Raw genomic sequence first — 16,573 nt, forward strand, 5'->3', positions numbered from 1 at the left:
GGGGGGGGGCGCGTGGTCCCTCGAGCGGGGGCGCCGGCCCCCGGTGGTGAGCCCCCCCCGGCGCCCCCCCCCCTTTCTCTCCGCGGGGCCCCCGCCCCGCGGGGGGCCCCCCCCCCGGGCCTGTCGCATGTGGACGGACCAGGGCTCACCCACGTCCTCGGCGGTGGTCGATGGTGGCCTGGCGGAGCTGGTCGGTGTGTTCGGTGAGCGTCCGGAGCCGGTTGGCGAGGTCACCGTGTTCGGCTCCCAGATGGGACCCGGCCTCGGCCAGGGGCGGCAGGAGTGCGGCGGCGTCGTCCTCGCCGAGGGCGTCGCCGAGCTGTTCCATCGCCAGCCTGCCGGGCTTGTCGAGACCGTCGACCGCGCTGACCTGACCGGCGAGCTGGCGCAGCGCGGCGGAATTGCGGCGGGCCCAGTCCGACACCGCGCGGTCGGCGGCGCGCCGGTCCCGCTGGGCGTCCACTCGTGCTTCGCGGGTGCCCTCGCCACCGGCCGAGGGCTGCAGTCGCAGGTAACGCCGTTCGGCGGCCTGGCGGCTCGCCACGCCGAGCGCGGGAGCGAGGATGGCCCAGCTGGTCCCGCCGGCGCGGGCGGCGGTGATGAGTTCGGGTTCCCAGGCGGCGATCTGGCCGCGCAGCAGCCGTAACGCGTTCAGCGCGGTCAGCAACTGGTCCGGGGCGGCCGAGCCCTGTCGCACCGCCGAGACGACGTCGTGGATCGTGCTGATGGTGGCGATCGGGTCTTCTTCCACGGCTGTCATCCTTTCGACGACGCGGTACTTGTCATCGTTTCGATGACATGTTAGAACGAAGGTGCGTGTTGACGCCAGCCCAGTTGCCGACCAGGAGGTGGATCCCGATGTTGATGCGCACCGACCCGTTCCGCGAGTTCGACCGGCTGACCCAGCAGGTGTTCGGTGGTGGGGCGCCGGGGACGTGGTCCAAGCCCGCGGCGATGCCGATGGACGCCTATCGCGCGGGGGAGGAGTTCGTCGTCTGCTTCGACCTGCCGGGGATCGATCCCGCCGCGATCGAGCTGAACATCGAACGGAACGTGCTGACCGTCAAGGCCGAACGCCGGCCGCTGCCGACCGGTGACGATGTCCAGATGCAGGTCGCCGAACGTCCGCTGGGTGTCTTCTCCCGGCAGCTCTTCCTCGGTGACACGCTGGACACCGAACACATCCACGCCGACTACGACGCCGGGGTGCTGACCCTGCGCATCCCGATCGCGGAGAAGGCCAAGCCGCGCCGCATCGAAATCTCCGGAGCCTCCGCGCCCAAGGAGATCAAGGCGTGACCGGCGCGAGCGCTTGACCGCGTGACCGGGCCGGGACGGGAGACGCCGGGCGCCCCGGTAACGCGGTTTCGGTTCCCCGCCCGGCGGTTCCCGGCGTGCCGCCATGTGCTCGCGGTGACGGCGACGGCGGGTCGCGTGCTCGCGGCCCGCCGTTCCCCGCGCCGCACGGAAAGGGTGTCGCAGCAATGACCGCAGCGATCGGCTTCCCCGCCGCCCACCAGCACCGCGCGACCCGTTCCCTGCGCGGTTACCTCGCCGAGGTGGCGGGGCTGCTGGGCATCGGGCTCGAGTCCTGCGTCATCGACCACGACCGCCCCGTCTCGGCGTATCTCGCGCTCGACGGCCGCCTGCCCCATCATCCGGACCGCGACGTCGCGCTGCTGTGGGACGAGTGCCGCGGGTGGTCGATCGCCATCGAGACGCATTCCGGCGAAGACCTCATCGTGCTCCGCTACCTGGGCGGGAGCACGCCGGTGCCGGACCCCCGCCGGGTCGCCCGGTTCGTCGAGGCGATGCGAGCAGGGGATCACCGTCCCGGTCGCCCTGACCCGGTTTCGTTGCGCGAAGCCGGGGATCTCGACGACCTCGCCGCGTTGCTGGCCGGGCCGCGGTCGTGACCGGGGCCGGGGCCTCGCATCCACAAAGGACAGACGTGCGACCCACCCACGAATTGGCCCGTCACCGTGGCCGCGCGGTGCGGGCGGTGGCCTGGTGTCCGTCGAAGTACCGGACGAGCGCGGGATCCGGCGGCGTCACGTCGACTGGGGCACCGCCGGAGCGCAGGGAATTCGTGGCGGCGACTCCCGCCGCGACAGCCTCGCGGGCCGCGACAGGTGACGTCTCGGTCGGGCCGCCTTCGGCGACGAACCGCAGGAACTCCGCGACCAGTGCCGCGTCCGCCCCGCCATGGGAGCCGTCCGGCTCCGGAGCGATCGTGACGGTCAGGTCGCCATCGGGCCGGTAGCCCGATCTCCCGCGGTTCCACACCCTGATCAACGCCCCGTCGCCGCCGACTCCGTCCCCGAAGTTCTCCATCCTTCCTGCGTCCCCGATCACCGTGTAGTTGCGCCAGTAGTCGGGGGTGTAGTGACACTGCTGGTAACTGGCGAAGACCCCATTGTCCATTTCGGACAGCATCATGCTGAGGTCTTCCACGTCGATCACCGGGTTCAACTCGCGCAACGCCGCCGGCGGCCACACACCGGCGTCGAACCAGTCCGGCATCCGCTGTCCGGCCCTGCCTTCGCCGCGACGCGGGTTCGCGCCGTAGACCGTGAGCCCGCCCAGCGCCACGACCCGGCGGGAGAACCCGCCCGCCAGCCAGTGCAGCACGTCGAGGTCGTGCGCGCCCTTCTGCAGCAGCAGACCGGTCGTGTTGGCGCGTTCGGCGTGCCAGTCCTTGAAGTAGTAGTCCCCGCCGTGCCCGACGAAATGGCGGCACCACACGGACTTGACCGTGCCGATCACCCCTTCGCCGATCAGCGCGCGCATCCGCCGCAGCACCGGCAGATGCCGCAGGTTGTGGCCGACGAACAGGCGGGTCCCGGTTCTCGACGCGGCCGCCAGCATCGCGTCGCAGTCCTCGACCCCGATCGCGAGCGGTTTCTCGACGAACACGGCGACCCCGGCCGCGAGGAACGCCAGCACGGGTCGCGTGTGGACATGGTCGGGCGTCAGTACGAACACCGCGTCCAGTTGGTCCGCGAACATCGCCTCGTACCGGTCGTGCAGCACGACGTCAGCGCCGAATAGGTCGCGGGCGTCCGCACGGCCACGCGGATCCGGGTCCGCGCACGACACCACCTTGGCCGTGCCCGGCAGGTTCGCGAGGGTGACCAGGTCCGCGCGCTGCCCTACGCCGACGACTCCGATTCGCAGTTCCGCCACGGGATCATCCGGCTTCGAGGACGACCGAACGGGTCAGGTGCGCCGGGCGGTCCGGATCCCGGCCCGCCGCGGTGGCGAGCCGGACCGCCAGCCGCTGCACCACGACGAGTTCGGCGAGCGGGTCGAGGCGGCCCTGGCGCAGGTATCCGCCGGTGGCCCGGATCTGCCCGGCCAGCGAATCGGCCACACCCGCCATGCTCCACACCGCGCGGCCCGGTCCGGCGACCGCGATCGGGCCGTGCCGGTACTCCATGGCGGAGTAGGACTCCGTCCACCACGCCGCGGCTTCCCTGACCTTCAGCGCCGCCTCGTTGGCGACGCCGATATGCCAGCCCTCGCCGAGGAACGAAAACTGTTCGGCATTCAGCAGTTCGTCCTCGATCGGGACATCCAGCGCCGTCACGACGTCTTTCCGCGCGCGATCGGTGTCCTGTCCCAGATGCGCACGCAGGAGCAGTAGCTGAGTGGTGGGAAACCGGGTCTGCACAACGGATCGCTCGTCGGCGTAGGGCAGGCAGACGACGTCGTCGGCAAGCTCGGCGACGGGGGAATCGCCGACCGCGGTGATGACGGTGACGCGGGTGCCCGGCCGGGTCCGCTCGATCGCGGTCAGCACCTCGGTGGTGGTGCCCGAGCGGGTCATGGCCAGGACGCGGTCGTAGGGGCGGGCCAGCTTCGCCTCCGACGCCGGATATACGTCGGTGAGTCCGTGTCCGGCGTCCTCCCGCAACTGCGCATAGCTCTGGGCCATGAACCACGACGTCCCGCAGCCGATGACGGCGACGTGCTCGCCGGGGCGGGGCAGGGCGGCGGCGTGCGCGGGCAGTTCGGCAACGGCGCGTTCCCAGCATTCCGGCTGGCTGGTGATCTCGTCGGTGGTGTACGACATGGGTTTCTCCCGGGGAATGGTGGGGTCAGCTGCCGAGGGTGACGCGCAGGGCGGGCTGCAGCCGGTCGGCGTGCGCGCGGACCAGGTCGTCGCACAGCTGCCAGATCCGCTCGACCGGCAGTGTCGCGGCGGTGGCGGGGTCGGCCATCGCGGCGTGCCGGATGTGCCGCGGCTCGTTCTCCACGGCGGCACGCACGACGAGGTCGTTCATGCTGAGGTAGGCGCGGTTGAGCGCGGCCAGTTGCGGGGGCAGCGCGCCGATCCGGGTCGGCTGCACCCCGGAAGCGTCCACCAGGCAAGGAACCTCGACGACGCCGGAGGCCGGGAGGTTGTCGATCAGGCCGTGGTTCGGGACGTTCCCGTACACCGTGCGCGGGGTCCCGGTGACGATGCTGTGGATGATCTGCGGTGCGTATTCGTTCGTGCCCTCGACGGTCAGCGGGGCGTCCTCGGCGAGCGCGCGGCGGGTCTGTTCGTAGGCCGCGACGTTCTCCTCGACGATGCCGAGATATTCGCCGATGGGCAGGCGAAGGCGCTCGATCTCGCTGTCGTGGTGCAGGTACCACGGCACGTACTCCGAGGAATGCTCGCTGGTCTCGGTGGGGTAGTAACCCAGCCGCCGGAACATGTCGAAGCGGACGCGACGGCGCAGCTGTTCGTCCTTTTCGGACAGTTCGGCCAGCCGGGGGTACAGGTCGGCGCCTTCGTGCTCGAACCGCAGTACCCACGCCTGGTGGTTGACGCCCGCCGCGCGGTAGACGACCTCGGAGAAGGGCACGCCGACGAGGTCCGCGAGCCCGCGCACGGTCCAGTACACCGAATGGCAGAGGCCCACCACGCGGGTCAGCCCGGTGGCCTCGGCGAGGTACTGGACGTTCATCGCCATCGGGTTGGTGTAGTTGAGCAGCCACGCGTCCGGGCACACCTCGGCGATGTCCTCGCCGAGTGCCCTGAGGAACGGGAACGTCCGCAGCGCGCGGAAGATCCCGCCGATCCCGAGCGTGTCGCCGATGGTCTGCCGCACGCCGTAGCGTGCCGGGATCTCGAAATCGGTGCGGGTGGCCTCGCCCATCCCGATCTGCACCATGTTGACGACGAAATCGGCGCCCGCCAGTGCCTCGCGCCGGTCGGTGTAGCCGGTGATGCCGGGCTTCACGCCGCGTTCGGCCGCGATGTAGCGGGCGGCGCCGAGCGCGGTCGCCAGGCGTTCGGGATCGATGTCGTGCAAGGCGATCTCCGCGTCGCCCAGCTCGGGATGGGCGAACAGATCGGCGAGCAGTCCCTGGGTGAACACGACGCTTCCGGCGCCGACGAAGGTGATCTTGGGGGTGGTCATGCGGGATCCGTTTCGGTACGAGCGAGGTGGACGAGGACGTCGTCCCACGTGGGCTGGCCGGGGGTGCCGCCTGCGGCGCGCACGGAAAGCCCGCCGCACGCGACGCCGAATTCGAGGGACTTTCCGAGCGCCATGCCCGCCAGCACCGCGGCGAGGAAGCCCGCGTTGAAGCTGTCCCCGGCGCCGACGGTGTCCACGGCGTCGGCCGGGATTCCCTTGGCGGACACCAGTTCGCCATCCGCGCAGGCGAATGCGCCGCGGTCGCCGTCCTTGACGACCACCGCCGGTCCGCGCGCGGCCAGCGCCGTGGCCGCCTCCCTGGCGGAGGACTTCCCGGCCAGATTCCGGACCTCGGCCGCGTTGGGCAGCAGGAAATCGGTCTCGGGAAGCAACGCCGCGACACCGGCCGGATCCCAGGTTCCGGCCGGGTCGTCATTGGTGTCGACCGACGTCGTCGCGCCGTGCGAGCGGGCGAGACGCAACAGGCGGGGCAACTCGGCCGCGAGCTTCGGCAGGAGGAAGTACGAGGACGCGTGTACGTGCTTGCTGGCGGCGAGCAGCTCCGCCGGAACGTCGGCGGCCGTGGTCACTCCGAGCGTCCCGGGAGTGGTGAGGATCGCGCGGTCGCCGTCCTGGGTCAGGATGACGGTGAGCGGGGTCGGGACGTCCGGATCGACGGCCAGTGCGCTGGTGTCGACGCCGCGTTCGGCGAGTGCTTCGCGGACGAACCACCCGGCGGCGTCGTCACCGACCCGGCCCGCGATGGCGACCTCGAGCCCGAGAAGGGCGGCGCCCGCCGCGGTGATGGCCGCCGATCCACCCAGGGTGAGGCTTCCCGAGTCGACGAGGTGTTCACGCTGACCGAAGGCGAGTGGTGTCCGAAGTGGACCGACGATGACGTCGGGGTTGGCGTCCCCGATCACGAGCAGGTCGAACTGGTGTGACATGAAGTGGTTTTCCCGTGCGGTAGCGCGGAGTCAGCCTTTGAGCCCGCTGGAGGTGATGGACTGGACGAACGTCTTCTGCGCGCCGAGGAAGGCCAGCAGGACCGGCAGGACGGTGATCACGTTGCCCGCCATGACCGCGGCCCATTCGGTGTGGTGCTGCCCCTGGAACGTGGTGAGCCCCAGCTGCAGGGTGTACTGCGTGTCGTGGTTGATGGCGATCAGCGGCCAGGTCAGGTCGTTCCACGTGCTCAGGAACGTCAGCACCGCGACGGTGCTCAGCGCGGGCCGCGACAGCGGCAGCACGATCCGGAACAGCACGCGCAGCCGCGAACAGCCGTCGATCCACGCGGCTTCCTCCAGTTCCCTCGGCAGGGAAAGGAAGAACTGGCGCAGCAGGAACACCGCGAACGGGGTGACCAGCGACGGCACGATCAACGCGCCGAGCGTGTCGATCAACCCGAGCTTCTTCATCACCAGGAAGGTCGGGATCATCGTCAGCTGGAACGGGATCGCCATCGTGGCGAGCATGAGCATCAGCATCACCCGGGACCCGGCGAACCGCATCCGCGCGAAGGCGTACCCGCCCAGCGCCCCGAACAGCAGGTTGGCCACGACGGCCACAGTGGACACGATCAGCGAGTTCAGGAACCAGCGTGGGAAAAGCGCGTTCTGCAGGACGTAGCGATAACCGCCGAAGTCTATTTCGGACGGCCAGAGCGCCGGTGGGAAACGGTTGATCTCCGCGTTGCTCATGAACGAGCTGAGCAGCAGCCAGATCAGCGGAGCGGCGAAGAGCAGCGCCAGCGGCACGAGCAGCAGGTGCCACGGGCTGAACGGAAGCCGCGGGCGGATCCGGGACCGGCGGGCTTCGAACGTGCCGACCGCGGGCAGGGCAGCCTTGACCGTCATCGGGAAACCTCCATGGCACGACGGCGTCCCGGCCTCCGCAGCACCCGCACGACCACCGCGATCACGAGCAAGGCGACGGCGAGGACGTACGCGGCGGCCGCGCCGTAGCCCGCCGTGAAGTTCTTGAACGCCTGCTCCCAGATGAAGTAGACGATCACCGTGGTGGAGCCGAGCGGCCCGCCCTTGGTCGTCACGTAAACGAGGTCGAACACCTGCAGGGAATTGATGACCTGCCACAGCAGCAGGAACACCGTCATCGGGGTGATGGCGGGCAACGTCACGTGCCGCAGCACCTGCCAGCGGCCAGCCCCGTCCAGTCTCGCTGCCTCCACAAGGGACGGTGGGACGTCCTGGAGCGCGGCAAGATAGACCACGACGCAGAAACCGGTCCCGCTCCACAGCGTGATCCCGACGAGAACCAGCAACGCCTGCCCGGGGTCGGAGAGAAACCCCTGGGGTGAAAGGCCGAGGTGATGCAGCAGCGAGTTGGCGACGCCGAACTGCGGGTCGAGGATGAAGGAGAACAACACCCCCTGCGCCGTCGCGGAGATGATGAACGGGACGAAGAGCAGCGTGCGGTACAGGCCGATGAACCTGATGCGGCGGTTCAGCGCCAGTGCCAGCAACAGCCCGAACACGATGCTGAGCGGGACGTACAAAACGGTGTACAGCAAGGTGTTCCCGACGGCCTGCGCGAAATGCGGGTCCTTGGCGAGCGCGTGGTAGTTGTCCAGGCCCACCAGCCTGCTCGGCGTCACCAGGTCGTCGGCCTGGAACGACAGCAGCAGCGACCAGACGACCGGGACGACACCGAGGCCGAGGATGATGAGTACCGACGGCGAGATGTACGCCCACGCCGACGCTGTCTCGCGTCGCCGTCGCCGGCGGATTCCCCGCCTGTCGCCGGGGGATCGGGATACGGTGATCGGGGCCGGTAATCCAGGCATGTGCGAACTCCTAGCGCGGAATGATCAGGGCGGCGTTGGCTTCCTCGGCGCAGGCGCGCATGGCCTCGGCCGGCGTGCTCCTGCCGAGCAGCACGGCGACGATGGCGGTGGCGACGGCCTGGGAAACCTGGGGATACGCCGGGTGCACGGGCTTCACGCGCGCGCTTTCCAGCGCGTGCGCGAAAACCGGCAGCCCGTCGGTTTCCGCGGCCTTCTGCTGCCAGGCGGGCATCGCCTGGGCACGACGGCTCAGCGGCAGGCTGCCCGCGCCGACGTCCCAGCGCACGTCCTGCTCCGGCTGGATCAGCCAGCTCACGAAGGTCCGCGCCGCCCGCACGCGTTCCTCGCCGTTGTCGAACAATGTCCAGGTGTCCGGGCCGGAGATCGTCACGGGCCTGCGGCTGAAGGTCGGGAGCGGGACCACGTGGTAGTCGATTCCGGCGTCGATGATGTCGTGCAGTTGCCAGGGACCGGTGGCCACCATGCCGATCCGCCCCGCGGCGAACGCCTTGTACATCTGTTCGCTGCCCGGTTTGGGATCGATGTAGACGCTCTTGCCGGCGGCGAGATCCCGGAGCACTTCGAGTGCGCGGACGCCGGAGCCGGCGAACCCGATGCTCCGGCCGTCCTTGCCGATCACCTCGCCACCGAGGTCCCACACCAGCGGCCACAGCCGCCACACGGTGTCCTCGTCGCCCGCGCCCGGCCAGCTCGTGCCGAAGGTGCCGTTCTGCGGATCGCTCAGTTTCCGCGCGGTGGCAACGAATTCCGGCCAGGTCCAGTTCTCGTCCGGAAGCGGGATCCCCTTCTGCGCGAACAGTGTCTTGTTGCACACCACGGCGAGGACGTCCAGCATCGCCGGGACGGCGCGGACGCGGCCGTTGAGCGTGACCGCGTCCCGCGCGGACGTCCAGTAGTCCGGCCAGGGCGTGGGGCCGGAGTTCACCAGGTCGGTCACGTCGACCACCTGCGGGCTGCGGGCGACGCTGGCGAGGTCCGCCCCGAAGACGTAGGCGATGTCGGGATAGGACCCGGACGCCAGTGCCGCCGTCACCTTCTGGAGCATCGCGTCGGCCAGGACGCCGCCGCCCATGTCGACCCGGATGCCGGGATGGGCGTGCTGGAAGTCGGCGACCAGCTCTTCGACGACCTTGCGGCCGACGTCGTTCTGCCCGTGCCACAGCTCGATCGTGACGGGTCCGCCGGAACCGGCTTGCGCGTTCGAGGCGCAGCCCGCCAGCGTGGTGCCGAGTGCCAGACCGCTGACACCCTTGAGGAACCCGCGCCGGGAAAACGGCGCGGAGGAACCACGAACGTCCATCGGTTTCCTCCGGAAATGCGGCAGGGACAGGGAAATCGCGCGAGCCGCTCAGCAGGTTTCGCGGACGTACTTGGCGCTGCCCTGCGGGGAGACGTCCCGGTCACGCCGGACGACGCTCAGGCTGCCTGCCCACTTGTCGCAGGCGTTGGCCAGGCCCTGGCCGGTGTACTCGATGACGATCACGTGGTTGCCGAAGGCCGGGGTGTACTCGCCACAGTTGTTCTGCTCGCCGCATTCCTCGGCGACGGCGAAGTCCAGACCGTTCTGCTGCCGTCGATCGGAAAGCTCCGAGGTGTTCTTCTGCGCGATCGCGAGCCCCTTGCTGTGGGCGTGCGCGGAAAGCAGCCGGATGTAGGCCTGCGCGTCGTCGGCGCTCAGCAGATTCTGCGAACGGGTGAAGCTGTCGTAGTTGTCGGGCTCCACGGCCTGATATCCCTTGGCCGCGCACTGGTCGATCCAGCCGTCGACCTTCGCGGCGATCCGCTGCCGCTTGGCGTCCGTGCGGACGTCCAGCAATGCCTCGTTCCAGTCCTTGTCCACGACCACGGTGCCGTTCGCGTCGCGCAGGAGCAGGTCGGGATCCCAGCTGCCCTCGGCGCCGCGCTGGGCCTGGAAAGTGTTTACATAGCAGATGTTGTAGAGCCCGGGGGCGGGCGCGGCGTCGTGGTCGCGGCTCACCACCCCGACACCCGACGGCGGCTGGTAGGCGCCGCCGATCTGGTAGTCGAATCCGGCTCCGGCCGGTGGCGGCGCGACGGTGTGCGCCTCGGCGGGGGAAGGGGTGGCCGTGGCGGAAGGGGAGCAACCGAGTACGGCCGAGAGGGCGGCGGCACAGCTCAGCACCTGAACGCGGGTGAAGTGCATCAGTGAACTCCGGGATGCTGGTGGGCACGACCCCGCCTCGGACGAGTACCCGTCCTGGCGACTCAGGCCGGACTCGTGGCTACCGCCACCTACCGGCTGGGCGTACCTCTCACGCCGGGCGTTCGTTCCGACGTGCCTAGGAGTAAAGCCGAGCAAATCCAGTCATGTCAAGTGCCTGATTTTGCTCGTTACAGTGCTGCTTCGAGCAAGAACAAGCATGCTGGCTCAAGGATAAAGCCGGTGCCGCTGCAGGATTCCGACGAGTTCGGGCAGCGGCAATGCCTCACGGGTGCCGAGATTCCCGGTCATGCGCTCGGCTTTGGTGGCCGAGTTGAGCAACGCTTCCTGGGTCGCTTCGACGACGGCGTGGAAGAACGGGTCGATCTCGTCGTTGTCGATCGCCTTGGCCTCGCGCAGCGGTGCGGGCTCGCCCGGGCGGATGTCGTTGCCGGTCGAGAAGGCGAGGTAGATGTCGCCGTCGCCGTTGGACGCGACACCCCCGACCAGGCCGAGGCCGATACCCGCGCGTTCGGCGAGCCGGCGGCACTGGCCGGGCAGCAGGGGCGCGTCGGTCGCGATGACGACGATGCACGAGCCCTGGGACTTCTCCGGCGCGGGACTCGGCGGCGGGGGCAGTTCCGCCCCGACCGGCGCGCCCTTGACCAGGAGATCGCGGGGTCTGCCGAAGTTCGTCTGCGCGAAAACCCCGACGGTGTAGGCGTTTCCGTGGTGATCGACCCGGCGTGACGAGGTTCCGCTGCCGCCCTTGTAACCGAAGAAGGACATGCCGGTGCCGCCGCCGACGTTGCCCTCGGCGGGCAGGCCGCCCTTCGCGTCCGCCACCGCTGCCCGCACGTGGTCTTCGGTGATCCAGAAGCCGTCCATCTGGTTCAGCGGGCCGTCCCAGGTCTCGGCGACCACCGGCAGCCGCCAGGTGAGTGCCTTGTTCCGCTCGGCTTCGAGCTTGACGAGGGTGTCCCGGACGATGCCGACCTGATGGGTGTTGGTGATGCCGATGTTCGAGGTCAGCCAGCCGGATTCGGCGATCCAGTGCGCCCCGGTCAGTTCGCCGTTGCCGTTGTGCGCGTGGATTCCCGCGTAACAGTGGTTGCGCCAGACGGGTTCGTCGCGGGGCACGATGACCGTGACGCCGGTCCTGGCGATGTTCGGCGGCGGGCCCGGCCGGTCGAAGATCACCGTCCGGTAGCCGACCGCGACGCCGGGTACGTCGGTGATCGCGTTGTACCGGCCGGTGGGCAGTTCGCCGATGACGACGCCGAGTTCCCGCAGCCGGTACCGCCGGCCTCGCCGGATTCCCTCCCGCACTTCGGGTGGTATTTCGCCCGCTTCGGCGGTGCCCGAAGGGATCGCCACCGCCGCGGCGGCGGACGCCTTGAGCATCGTCCGCCGGTCCACCTTTTCCCGCGCTGACCGCTTCACGAGCGCCTCCCGGGTCACCAGGGTGAGACCCGAGCATGGCACGTGCAGTGTCGTCCGGGGAAGCCCAGCGGATTGCCTATCGTCCACTGTGGACTGGTGGAAACGCCCCTACGAAGGTGGGTTTTCAGCGCCATGGCGTGGGAGGAACCTGGACCTCGCCTTGCCGCGCCCGACCGGAAGGAATCCTTGCGATGAAACGACTACGACACCGTGCCGCGCTGCCACTGGCCGCCGCCTGTGCCACCGCGGCCGTGGCCGGAACCCCGGTGGCGGCCGCGCCGCACGGCACTTTCGCGCCCTCGGCGGCGTCCGTGGCGATCGCCCGGCTGGTGTCCACCACGGGTGCCGACCCGGCGCACGCGGCGCACGTGCTCGCGGTCCAGCGTGCCGGCGCGGCGAAGGTCCAGGAACTCGACCGCAGGCTCGGTGCTCGCTCGGCGGGCGGCTACCTGGATCCGCGCACCGGCTCGGCCGTGGTCAACGTGCTCGACGCGCGGGCGGCCGAGACGGTCCGCGCGGCGGGTGCCACCCCGCGTCCGGTGCGGTACGGCACCGCGGAACTGACGTCCGTGCAGGCGGCACTGCACCCGGTGCCGAACACGGCGACCGGCCTCGACCCGGTGGCCGATCAGGTCGTGCTGACCGTTTCCGACGCGGCGCCCGCCGAGGAGGCCGCGGGGCTGCTCGACGCGGCACGCGGGTTCGGGGACCGGGTCCGGGTCGAACGCGCGCACGGCGTCTTCCAGCCGCTGATCTACGACGGTGACGAGATCAGCAACGGGCAGTCGGTCTGCTCCGCCGGGTTCAACTCGAACAAGGGCGGCCAGAACTACATCGTCGACGCCGGGCACTGTGCCCAGGGTTTGCCGTACTGGGAAGGCATCGGCCCGACGGAAGACGCCCGGTTCCCCGGGACGGACTACAGCCTGATCCGCAACGACTCCGGGGACGCACCGGGCGCGGTGGACCTGTACGACGGTTCCACGCAGCCGATCACCGCCGCGGGCGACGCCACGGTCGGTGAGCAGATCTGCAAGAGCGGGCGCACCACCCAGGTCACCTGCGGTTCGGTGCAGGCGCTGAACGAAACCGTCGACTACGGCGACGGCCAGGTGGTGCGCGGCATGGTGAAGACCGACACCCACGCCGATCACGGCGACAGCGGCGGCCCGTGGTACGACGGCGCGACCGGGCTGGGCATGACCGGCGCGGGCGACACCGTCTCCGTGACGTGGTTCCAGCCGCTGACCGCGGCCATCCGCGCGTACGGGGTCACCCTGAACCGCTGACCGTCCTCTGTGGATCCGAGTGGATCGTTCCGTGGGGCCTCTCCGAGGGAGTCGGAGGAGGCAGACTCACAAACCGAAAAACTCCCGCTGACCGCTGAAACCCGACAAGATGTGAACCACGCCACAATGCCGGGTACCGGGTGCCTGCCGTACGTCGACGATGGGCGCCCGGACACCCGGCTACAGCTCAAGCCCAAGCCAAGACGCGTAGCCGGACAGCGCCTCTGAACGTCGACGCTGCGCCTGGACAAGTGCGGTCACGGTGTCTCGGGTCATCGGGTGGCGCCGCGCCTGCCCTGGTGCGACCAGCCGAGCACGCTCAAGCTCACGTAGCGCGTGGTCGGGTTGGTTCAGCCAACGGTAGGCACGTGCCATGTCCAGGTGGTGGTGCCCGATGCGCGTTGGTAGCCAGTCAGACGGGAAACGGAGGCCCGCGCCAGCTTCGACCGCGCGGCCATGCTCCCCGATGGTGCCCAGCGTGACGACACGGTGAATAGCTACGTTGGTCGGCCCGAATCCGAACCAGAACGTTTCTGGGTCCTCTCCGGTGATCTCAGCGACGCGGGCGGCCTCGTCCAGGTGGTTCGCCATCGCGTCACGGTCACCCGTCTGAGCGGCAATCACGGAGGCACCGAGATGGAGTTGCCCCCGTGCGAGGAACGCTCCCGGAGCATCCTTCGCCCCGTCCAAGTGCCGCACGCCTGACTGATTGAGTCGCCAACACGCTTCGTAGTCACGAAGTCGGAGGTAGGCCGTGACGCGGAGGTATTCACGGGCAGCACGCAATCCCGGCGCGCGGTCTCCCGCTTGCTTGGCTGCCCAATCCATCCGACTCAAGGCGCTTACGGAGAGCGTGTTGTCACCTAGCGCTATGCCGACAGAGTGACCGCACCGGCTAGTCAGCGCCAGAAGTGCCCACGCCGCTTCCTGCTCACGGCCCGTGAACGTCATAGCCGCCAAGTGCAACTCAGCCAGCAACGCGGGCAGCAGCGCCACCATCGGTTCGTACTGTGCGGCCTGCGCAAGTTGGTTGACGTGCCGGACGTCGGCGCGCAGCACAGCCAGCGGTCTGGGCCGAACCGACGAATCCGGCGGCAAGTCGAGAAGGTCGAGCGCGGACCGTACCGGGGTCAGCAAGTCGCCCAATTGATCACCGCGCCGTTGCCACTCGAACCGATGCCACGCTAAGTGTTCGACGTCGGTTCCAAGCCCATCGGCGACGCGCCCCAGAAACTCGGGTGTTGGCTCGACCTCGCCGCGCTCGACCTTGGTTACCAGGCTTTTGCTGTAGCTGATGCGCGCGGCAAGTCCCGCCTGAGTGAGTCCGGCCATCTTTCGCGCTGTAGCGATCCGGCCACCGATTCCCGCCAAGTCCACGACCACATGCTCCCGCCTGTCCGGCCGTTCCGCCAGGTTACGCCGATCAGGTTGCCATTTTCTTGTCACTCCGCATCGCTGCCCGCTCGTAACGTGAGCCACTGGGACAAGATCAGGTCTCGCGTACCACATGTGGACAGGGCCTGATCACGTCTCACCGCTACAGCAGCCTTGCCCTTGACCGCCAAGTTTCAGGCAGTCGGCTGTAGCTCGTGGCGCCAGAGGTTTCGATCAGCGCTCCTGGTGCCACACCCGAGCAGCCGGACGGGCGGGGAAGATCCTCACCCTCACAAGGTAGGCGCGGCACCCTGCCCGGCCAGTGTCCGTGTACGTCGAGAGGTGTGGCCATGAAATACACGGGTGAACGTGTGGAGATTGGTATCCACGCCTCTTGCAAGGTCCGCGCGATCCCCATGTACCGGGGCGGAAGTCCCGCACTGTCGTTTGTGGACGGATCGGACGAGCTGTTCTTCGTCACCGGCGATTCCTGGGCAGACCTCCATGTAGCCATGGAACACGCAGTCTCCCAAGCTCGACAGTGGCTCATCTTCCACCGATTTTGCATGGATCTACTCAACATGCTCTACGGGGCGATTACGCAGAAATAGAGGGAAAGCACGTGACCATTGCAGTCGAGCATCTGACCGGGCAGGGCCTAGTTTCCGAAGTACTATTTAGGCGGCTGGCGAACCGAATCATCGAGAAAGAAGGAATTTCGACTGGTAAATCCGAAAGGATCGTTGATCAGGCATTGGCGTTCCTGGCAGCGTGCGGAAAAGCTACCGAACCGTTGGCGCCGAGCGAAACCGTCGATATCGGATGGCACACGTTTATTCTCTACACGCGCGAATACGTCGAATTCTGTGACCGGATTGCCGGCCGGTTCATCCATCACGTTCCCGACGACGAGAACGAGAAGGCACCCAAAGTGAAGGCGCAGGACCAGATTGGGCGCACGGTGAAAGCTATCCGTGCCGCTGGTTTCTACGTTGACGAAGAGTTATGGGTGGGTGCTCACGGCGTCGTGGGGAGCTGCACCGGGTGTCACAACGGCTGTCACGAGGACCCGCCGCCACCGCCCGCTACGATGTCCGCATGAAACACGAGTGGCAGGATCTTCCGGCGTCGGTCAGGGCGGCCGTGACGGAAAAGCTCGGCTCGTCTGTCCTGGCCACGTCGTACCCGGCGAAAGGTCGAAGTTCGGACCTGTCCATCACAGTGGAGACAAGGCAAGGCCCGGTTTTCCTGAAAGGGATTCAGGTCGGCGATCGTAGGGTCAGAATGCACCGGAACGAAGCCAAGGTGAACGGGATACTTCCCGATCTCGCACCTAGGGTTCTCTGGGAAATCGAGACTGACGGTTGGCTCGTCCTCGGATACGAGCACGTCACCGGCCGCTATGCTGATTTCTCGCCAGGATCACCCGACCTTCCCTTGCTCGCGAATGCCGTCTCGACGCTGGCTGTGGAATTGACGCCAAGTCCTGTTGCCGTCGATAGCCTCGCTGTCCGTTGGGCGAAGGTTTCACCGTGGAAACGATTGGCCGGAACCCCGGAAACTTTGGACGACTGGGAAACGAAGAATATCGTATCACTACTAAAACTCGAATCCCAGGCAATCGGCCAGATGGACGGCCCGGGGCTGATTCACTCCGACATTCACCAGTACAACGTGATCATCGGTGACCGGCTTCGACTAATCGACTGGGCTTGGTCCTGCGCTGGTCCGAGGTGGGCTGATTCGGCTTTTCTGGTGCTCCGGCTGATCGGGGCAGGACACACACCGAAGCAGGCCGAATCATGGGCTGGCCAGATAGCAGCATGGCAGGAATCGACAGAGCGTGAACGAGTGGCGTTCTCGGCGGCCGTGCTCGGCATGTGGCGGTACCGGAAGCATTTCCCTGAACTGATCGGGGCAGCACGAAATTATGTCCGGTATCTCACAGAGAAGTAGCAACAACTGGACCGGTGCCGGGAAATCGGCGGGGGCCCTTCCGTTCAGATCACCGAGCAATTCGCTTAGGGTCGTCCATCTGCAAATCGCTGGTTTATGCGTTCGGTGAAGAGGA

Annotated in this window: 17 protein-coding genes; 6 read left to right on the forward strand and 11 right to left on the reverse strand. The window is 68.2% G+C overall.

What is annotated here, in order from left to right; genetic code table 11:
- Positions 1 to 145 precede the first annotated feature (145 nt).
- A complete protein-coding gene (locus ACFWY9_RS18980; protein ID WP_378324059.1) occupies positions 146 to 751 on the reverse strand; it encodes an HSP18 transcriptional regulator in 606 nt (201 codons plus the stop codon).
- 107 nt (positions 752 to 858) lie between these two features.
- Between ACFWY9_RS18980 and ACFWY9_RS18985 the strand changes: the two genes are divergently transcribed.
- Complete coding sequence (locus ACFWY9_RS18985) at positions 859 to 1,299, forward strand: Hsp20/alpha crystallin family protein (RefSeq protein ID WP_378324060.1); 441 nt, start codon at positions 859 to 861, stop codon at positions 1,297 to 1,299.
- A gap of 185 nt (positions 1,300 to 1,484) precedes the next feature.
- The gene (locus tag ACFWY9_RS18990; RefSeq protein ID WP_378324061.1) at positions 1,485 to 1,916 is read left to right on the forward strand and encodes a DUF6292 family protein; all 432 of its coding nucleotides are present in this window, start codon (positions 1,485 to 1,487) and stop codon (positions 1,914 to 1,916) included.
- A gap of 61 nt (positions 1,917 to 1,977) precedes the next feature.
- On the opposite strand, the gene ACFWY9_RS18995 is transcribed toward ACFWY9_RS18990, so the two are convergent.
- From ACFWY9_RS18995 to ACFWY9_RS19035, 9 genes are all read right to left on the reverse strand, one after another.
- A complete protein-coding gene (locus ACFWY9_RS18995; protein ID WP_378324062.1) occupies positions 1,978 to 3,186 on the reverse strand; it encodes a Gfo/Idh/MocA family protein in 1,209 nt (402 codons plus the stop codon).
- A gap of 4 nt (positions 3,187 to 3,190) precedes the next feature.
- A complete protein-coding gene (locus ACFWY9_RS19000) occupies positions 3,191 to 4,075 on the reverse strand; it encodes an SIS domain-containing protein (protein WP_378339402.1) in 885 nt (294 codons plus the stop codon).
- Between the two features lie 25 nt (positions 4,076 to 4,100).
- Positions 4,101 to 5,411, reverse strand: coding sequence for an alpha-glucosidase/alpha-galactosidase (locus ACFWY9_RS19005; protein WP_378339403.1), 1,311 nt, complete (start codon positions 5,409 to 5,411; stop codon positions 4,101 to 4,103).
- Positions 5,408 to 6,358, reverse strand: coding sequence for a carbohydrate kinase family protein (locus tag ACFWY9_RS19010; RefSeq protein WP_378339404.1), 951 nt, complete (start codon positions 6,356 to 6,358; stop codon positions 5,408 to 5,410). The genes ACFWY9_RS19005 and ACFWY9_RS19010 overlap by 4 nt, the downstream gene beginning before the upstream one ends.
- A 30-nt stretch (positions 6,359 to 6,388) precedes the next feature.
- Entirely contained in the window at positions 6,389 to 7,267 is an 879-nt protein-coding gene (locus tag ACFWY9_RS19015) for a carbohydrate ABC transporter permease (protein ID WP_378324066.1), read from the reverse strand.
- Positions 7,264 to 8,214: a carbohydrate ABC transporter permease gene (locus ACFWY9_RS19020; RefSeq protein WP_378324067.1), complete on the reverse strand. Its 951-nt coding sequence runs from the start codon at positions 8,212 to 8,214 to the stop codon at positions 7,264 to 7,266. The genes ACFWY9_RS19015 and ACFWY9_RS19020 overlap by 4 nt, the downstream gene beginning before the upstream one ends.
- 10 nt (positions 8,215 to 8,224) lie before the next feature.
- The gene (locus ACFWY9_RS19025) at positions 8,225 to 9,535 is read right to left on the reverse strand and encodes an ABC transporter substrate-binding protein (RefSeq protein ID WP_378324068.1); all 1,311 of its coding nucleotides are present in this window, start codon (positions 9,533 to 9,535) and stop codon (positions 8,225 to 8,227) included.
- A 48-nt stretch (positions 9,536 to 9,583) separates the two neighbouring features.
- On the reverse strand, positions 9,584 to 10,399 hold the full coding sequence (locus tag ACFWY9_RS19030; RefSeq protein ID WP_378324070.1) for an endo alpha-1,4 polygalactosaminidase: 816 nt from the start codon (positions 10,397 to 10,399) through the stop codon (positions 9,584 to 9,586).
- Positions 10,400 to 10,624: 225 nt separating this feature from the next.
- Positions 10,625 to 11,839 (reverse strand): P1 family peptidase, encoded by a 1,215-nt coding sequence (locus tag ACFWY9_RS19035; protein ID WP_378324071.1) that lies wholly within the window; start codon positions 11,837 to 11,839, stop codon positions 10,625 to 10,627.
- A 191-nt stretch (positions 11,840 to 12,030) separates the two neighbouring features.
- Here ACFWY9_RS19035 and ACFWY9_RS19040 point away from each other — a divergent pair, with 191 nt between their 5' ends.
- A complete protein-coding gene (locus ACFWY9_RS19040) occupies positions 12,031 to 13,128 on the forward strand; it encodes a S1 family peptidase (RefSeq protein ID WP_378324072.1) in 1,098 nt (365 codons plus the stop codon).
- A gap of 180 nt (positions 13,129 to 13,308) precedes the next feature.
- Here the strand turns inward: ACFWY9_RS19040 and ACFWY9_RS19045 are convergent, their stop codons facing one another.
- Positions 13,309 to 14,637, reverse strand: coding sequence for a helix-turn-helix domain-containing protein (locus ACFWY9_RS19045; RefSeq protein WP_378324073.1), 1,329 nt, complete (start codon positions 14,635 to 14,637; stop codon positions 13,309 to 13,311).
- Positions 14,638 to 14,852: 215 nt separating this feature from the next.
- On the opposite strand from ACFWY9_RS19045, the gene ACFWY9_RS19050 reads away from it, so the two are divergent.
- From ACFWY9_RS19050 to ACFWY9_RS19060, 3 genes are read left to right on the forward strand one after another with little or no spacing between them, the layout of a single operon-like run.
- Positions 14,853 to 15,113: a hypothetical protein gene (locus ACFWY9_RS19050; RefSeq protein ID WP_378324074.1), complete on the forward strand. Its 261-nt coding sequence runs from the start codon at positions 14,853 to 14,855 to the stop codon at positions 15,111 to 15,113.
- Positions 15,114 to 15,124: 11 nt separating this feature from the next.
- On the forward strand, positions 15,125 to 15,604 hold the full coding sequence (locus ACFWY9_RS19055) for a glycine-rich domain-containing protein (protein WP_378324075.1): 480 nt from the start codon (positions 15,125 to 15,127) through the stop codon (positions 15,602 to 15,604).
- Entirely contained in the window at positions 15,601 to 16,458 is an 858-nt protein-coding gene (locus ACFWY9_RS19060; protein WP_378324076.1) for a phosphotransferase, read from the forward strand. The genes ACFWY9_RS19055 and ACFWY9_RS19060 overlap by 4 nt, the downstream gene beginning before the upstream one ends.
- The last annotated feature ends 115 nt before the right edge of the window (positions 16,459 to 16,573 follow it).

It is taken from the genome of Amycolatopsis sp. NPDC059027 (genome assembly GCF_042739735.1).
GTDB lineage: Bacteria > Actinomycetota > Actinomycetes > Mycobacteriales > Pseudonocardiaceae > Amycolatopsis.

Bases quoted from the DNA above. Each gene is read 5' to 3' on its own strand.
- ACFWY9_RS19050 (WP_378324074.1), top strand. From the start codon at position 14,853: ATGAAATACACGGGTGAACGTGTGGAGATTGGTATCCACGCCTCTTGC.
- ACFWY9_RS19025 (WP_378324068.1), bottom strand. From the start codon at position 9,535: ATGGACGTTCGTGGTTCCTCCGCGCCGTTTTCCCGGCGCGGGTTCCTC.
- ACFWY9_RS18985 (WP_378324060.1), top strand. From the start codon at position 859: ATGTTGATGCGCACCGACCCGTTCCGCGAGTTCGACCGGCTGACCCAG.
- ACFWY9_RS19020 (WP_378324067.1), bottom strand. From the start codon at position 8,214: ATGCCTGGATTACCGGCCCCGATCACCGTATCCCGATCCCCCGGCGAC.
- ACFWY9_RS19010 (WP_378339404.1), bottom strand. From the start codon at position 6,358: ATGTCACACCAGTTCGACCTGCTCGTGATCGGGGACGCCAACCCCGAC.
- ACFWY9_RS19000 (WP_378339402.1), bottom strand. From the start codon at position 4,075: ATGTCGTACACCACCGACGAGATCACCAGCCAGCCGGAATGCTGGGAA.
- ACFWY9_RS18990 (WP_378324061.1), top strand. From the start codon at position 1,485: ATGACCGCAGCGATCGGCTTCCCCGCCGCCCACCAGCACCGCGCGACC.
- ACFWY9_RS19040 (WP_378324072.1), top strand. From the start codon at position 12,031: ATGAAACGACTACGACACCGTGCCGCGCTGCCACTGGCCGCCGCCTGT.
- ACFWY9_RS19060 (WP_378324076.1), top strand. From the start codon at position 15,601: ATGAAACACGAGTGGCAGGATCTTCCGGCGTCGGTCAGGGCGGCCGTG.
- ACFWY9_RS19005 (WP_378339403.1), bottom strand. From the start codon at position 5,411: ATGACCACCCCCAAGATCACCTTCGTCGGCGCCGGAAGCGTCGTGTTC.
- ACFWY9_RS19045 (WP_378324073.1), bottom strand. From the start codon at position 14,637: ATGTGGTACGCGAGACCTGATCTTGTCCCAGTGGCTCACGTTACGAGC.
- ACFWY9_RS19030 (WP_378324070.1), bottom strand. From the start codon at position 10,399: ATGCACTTCACCCGCGTTCAGGTGCTGAGCTGTGCCGCCGCCCTCTCG.
- ACFWY9_RS19015 (WP_378324066.1), bottom strand. From the start codon at position 7,267: ATGACGGTCAAGGCTGCCCTGCCCGCGGTCGGCACGTTCGAAGCCCGC.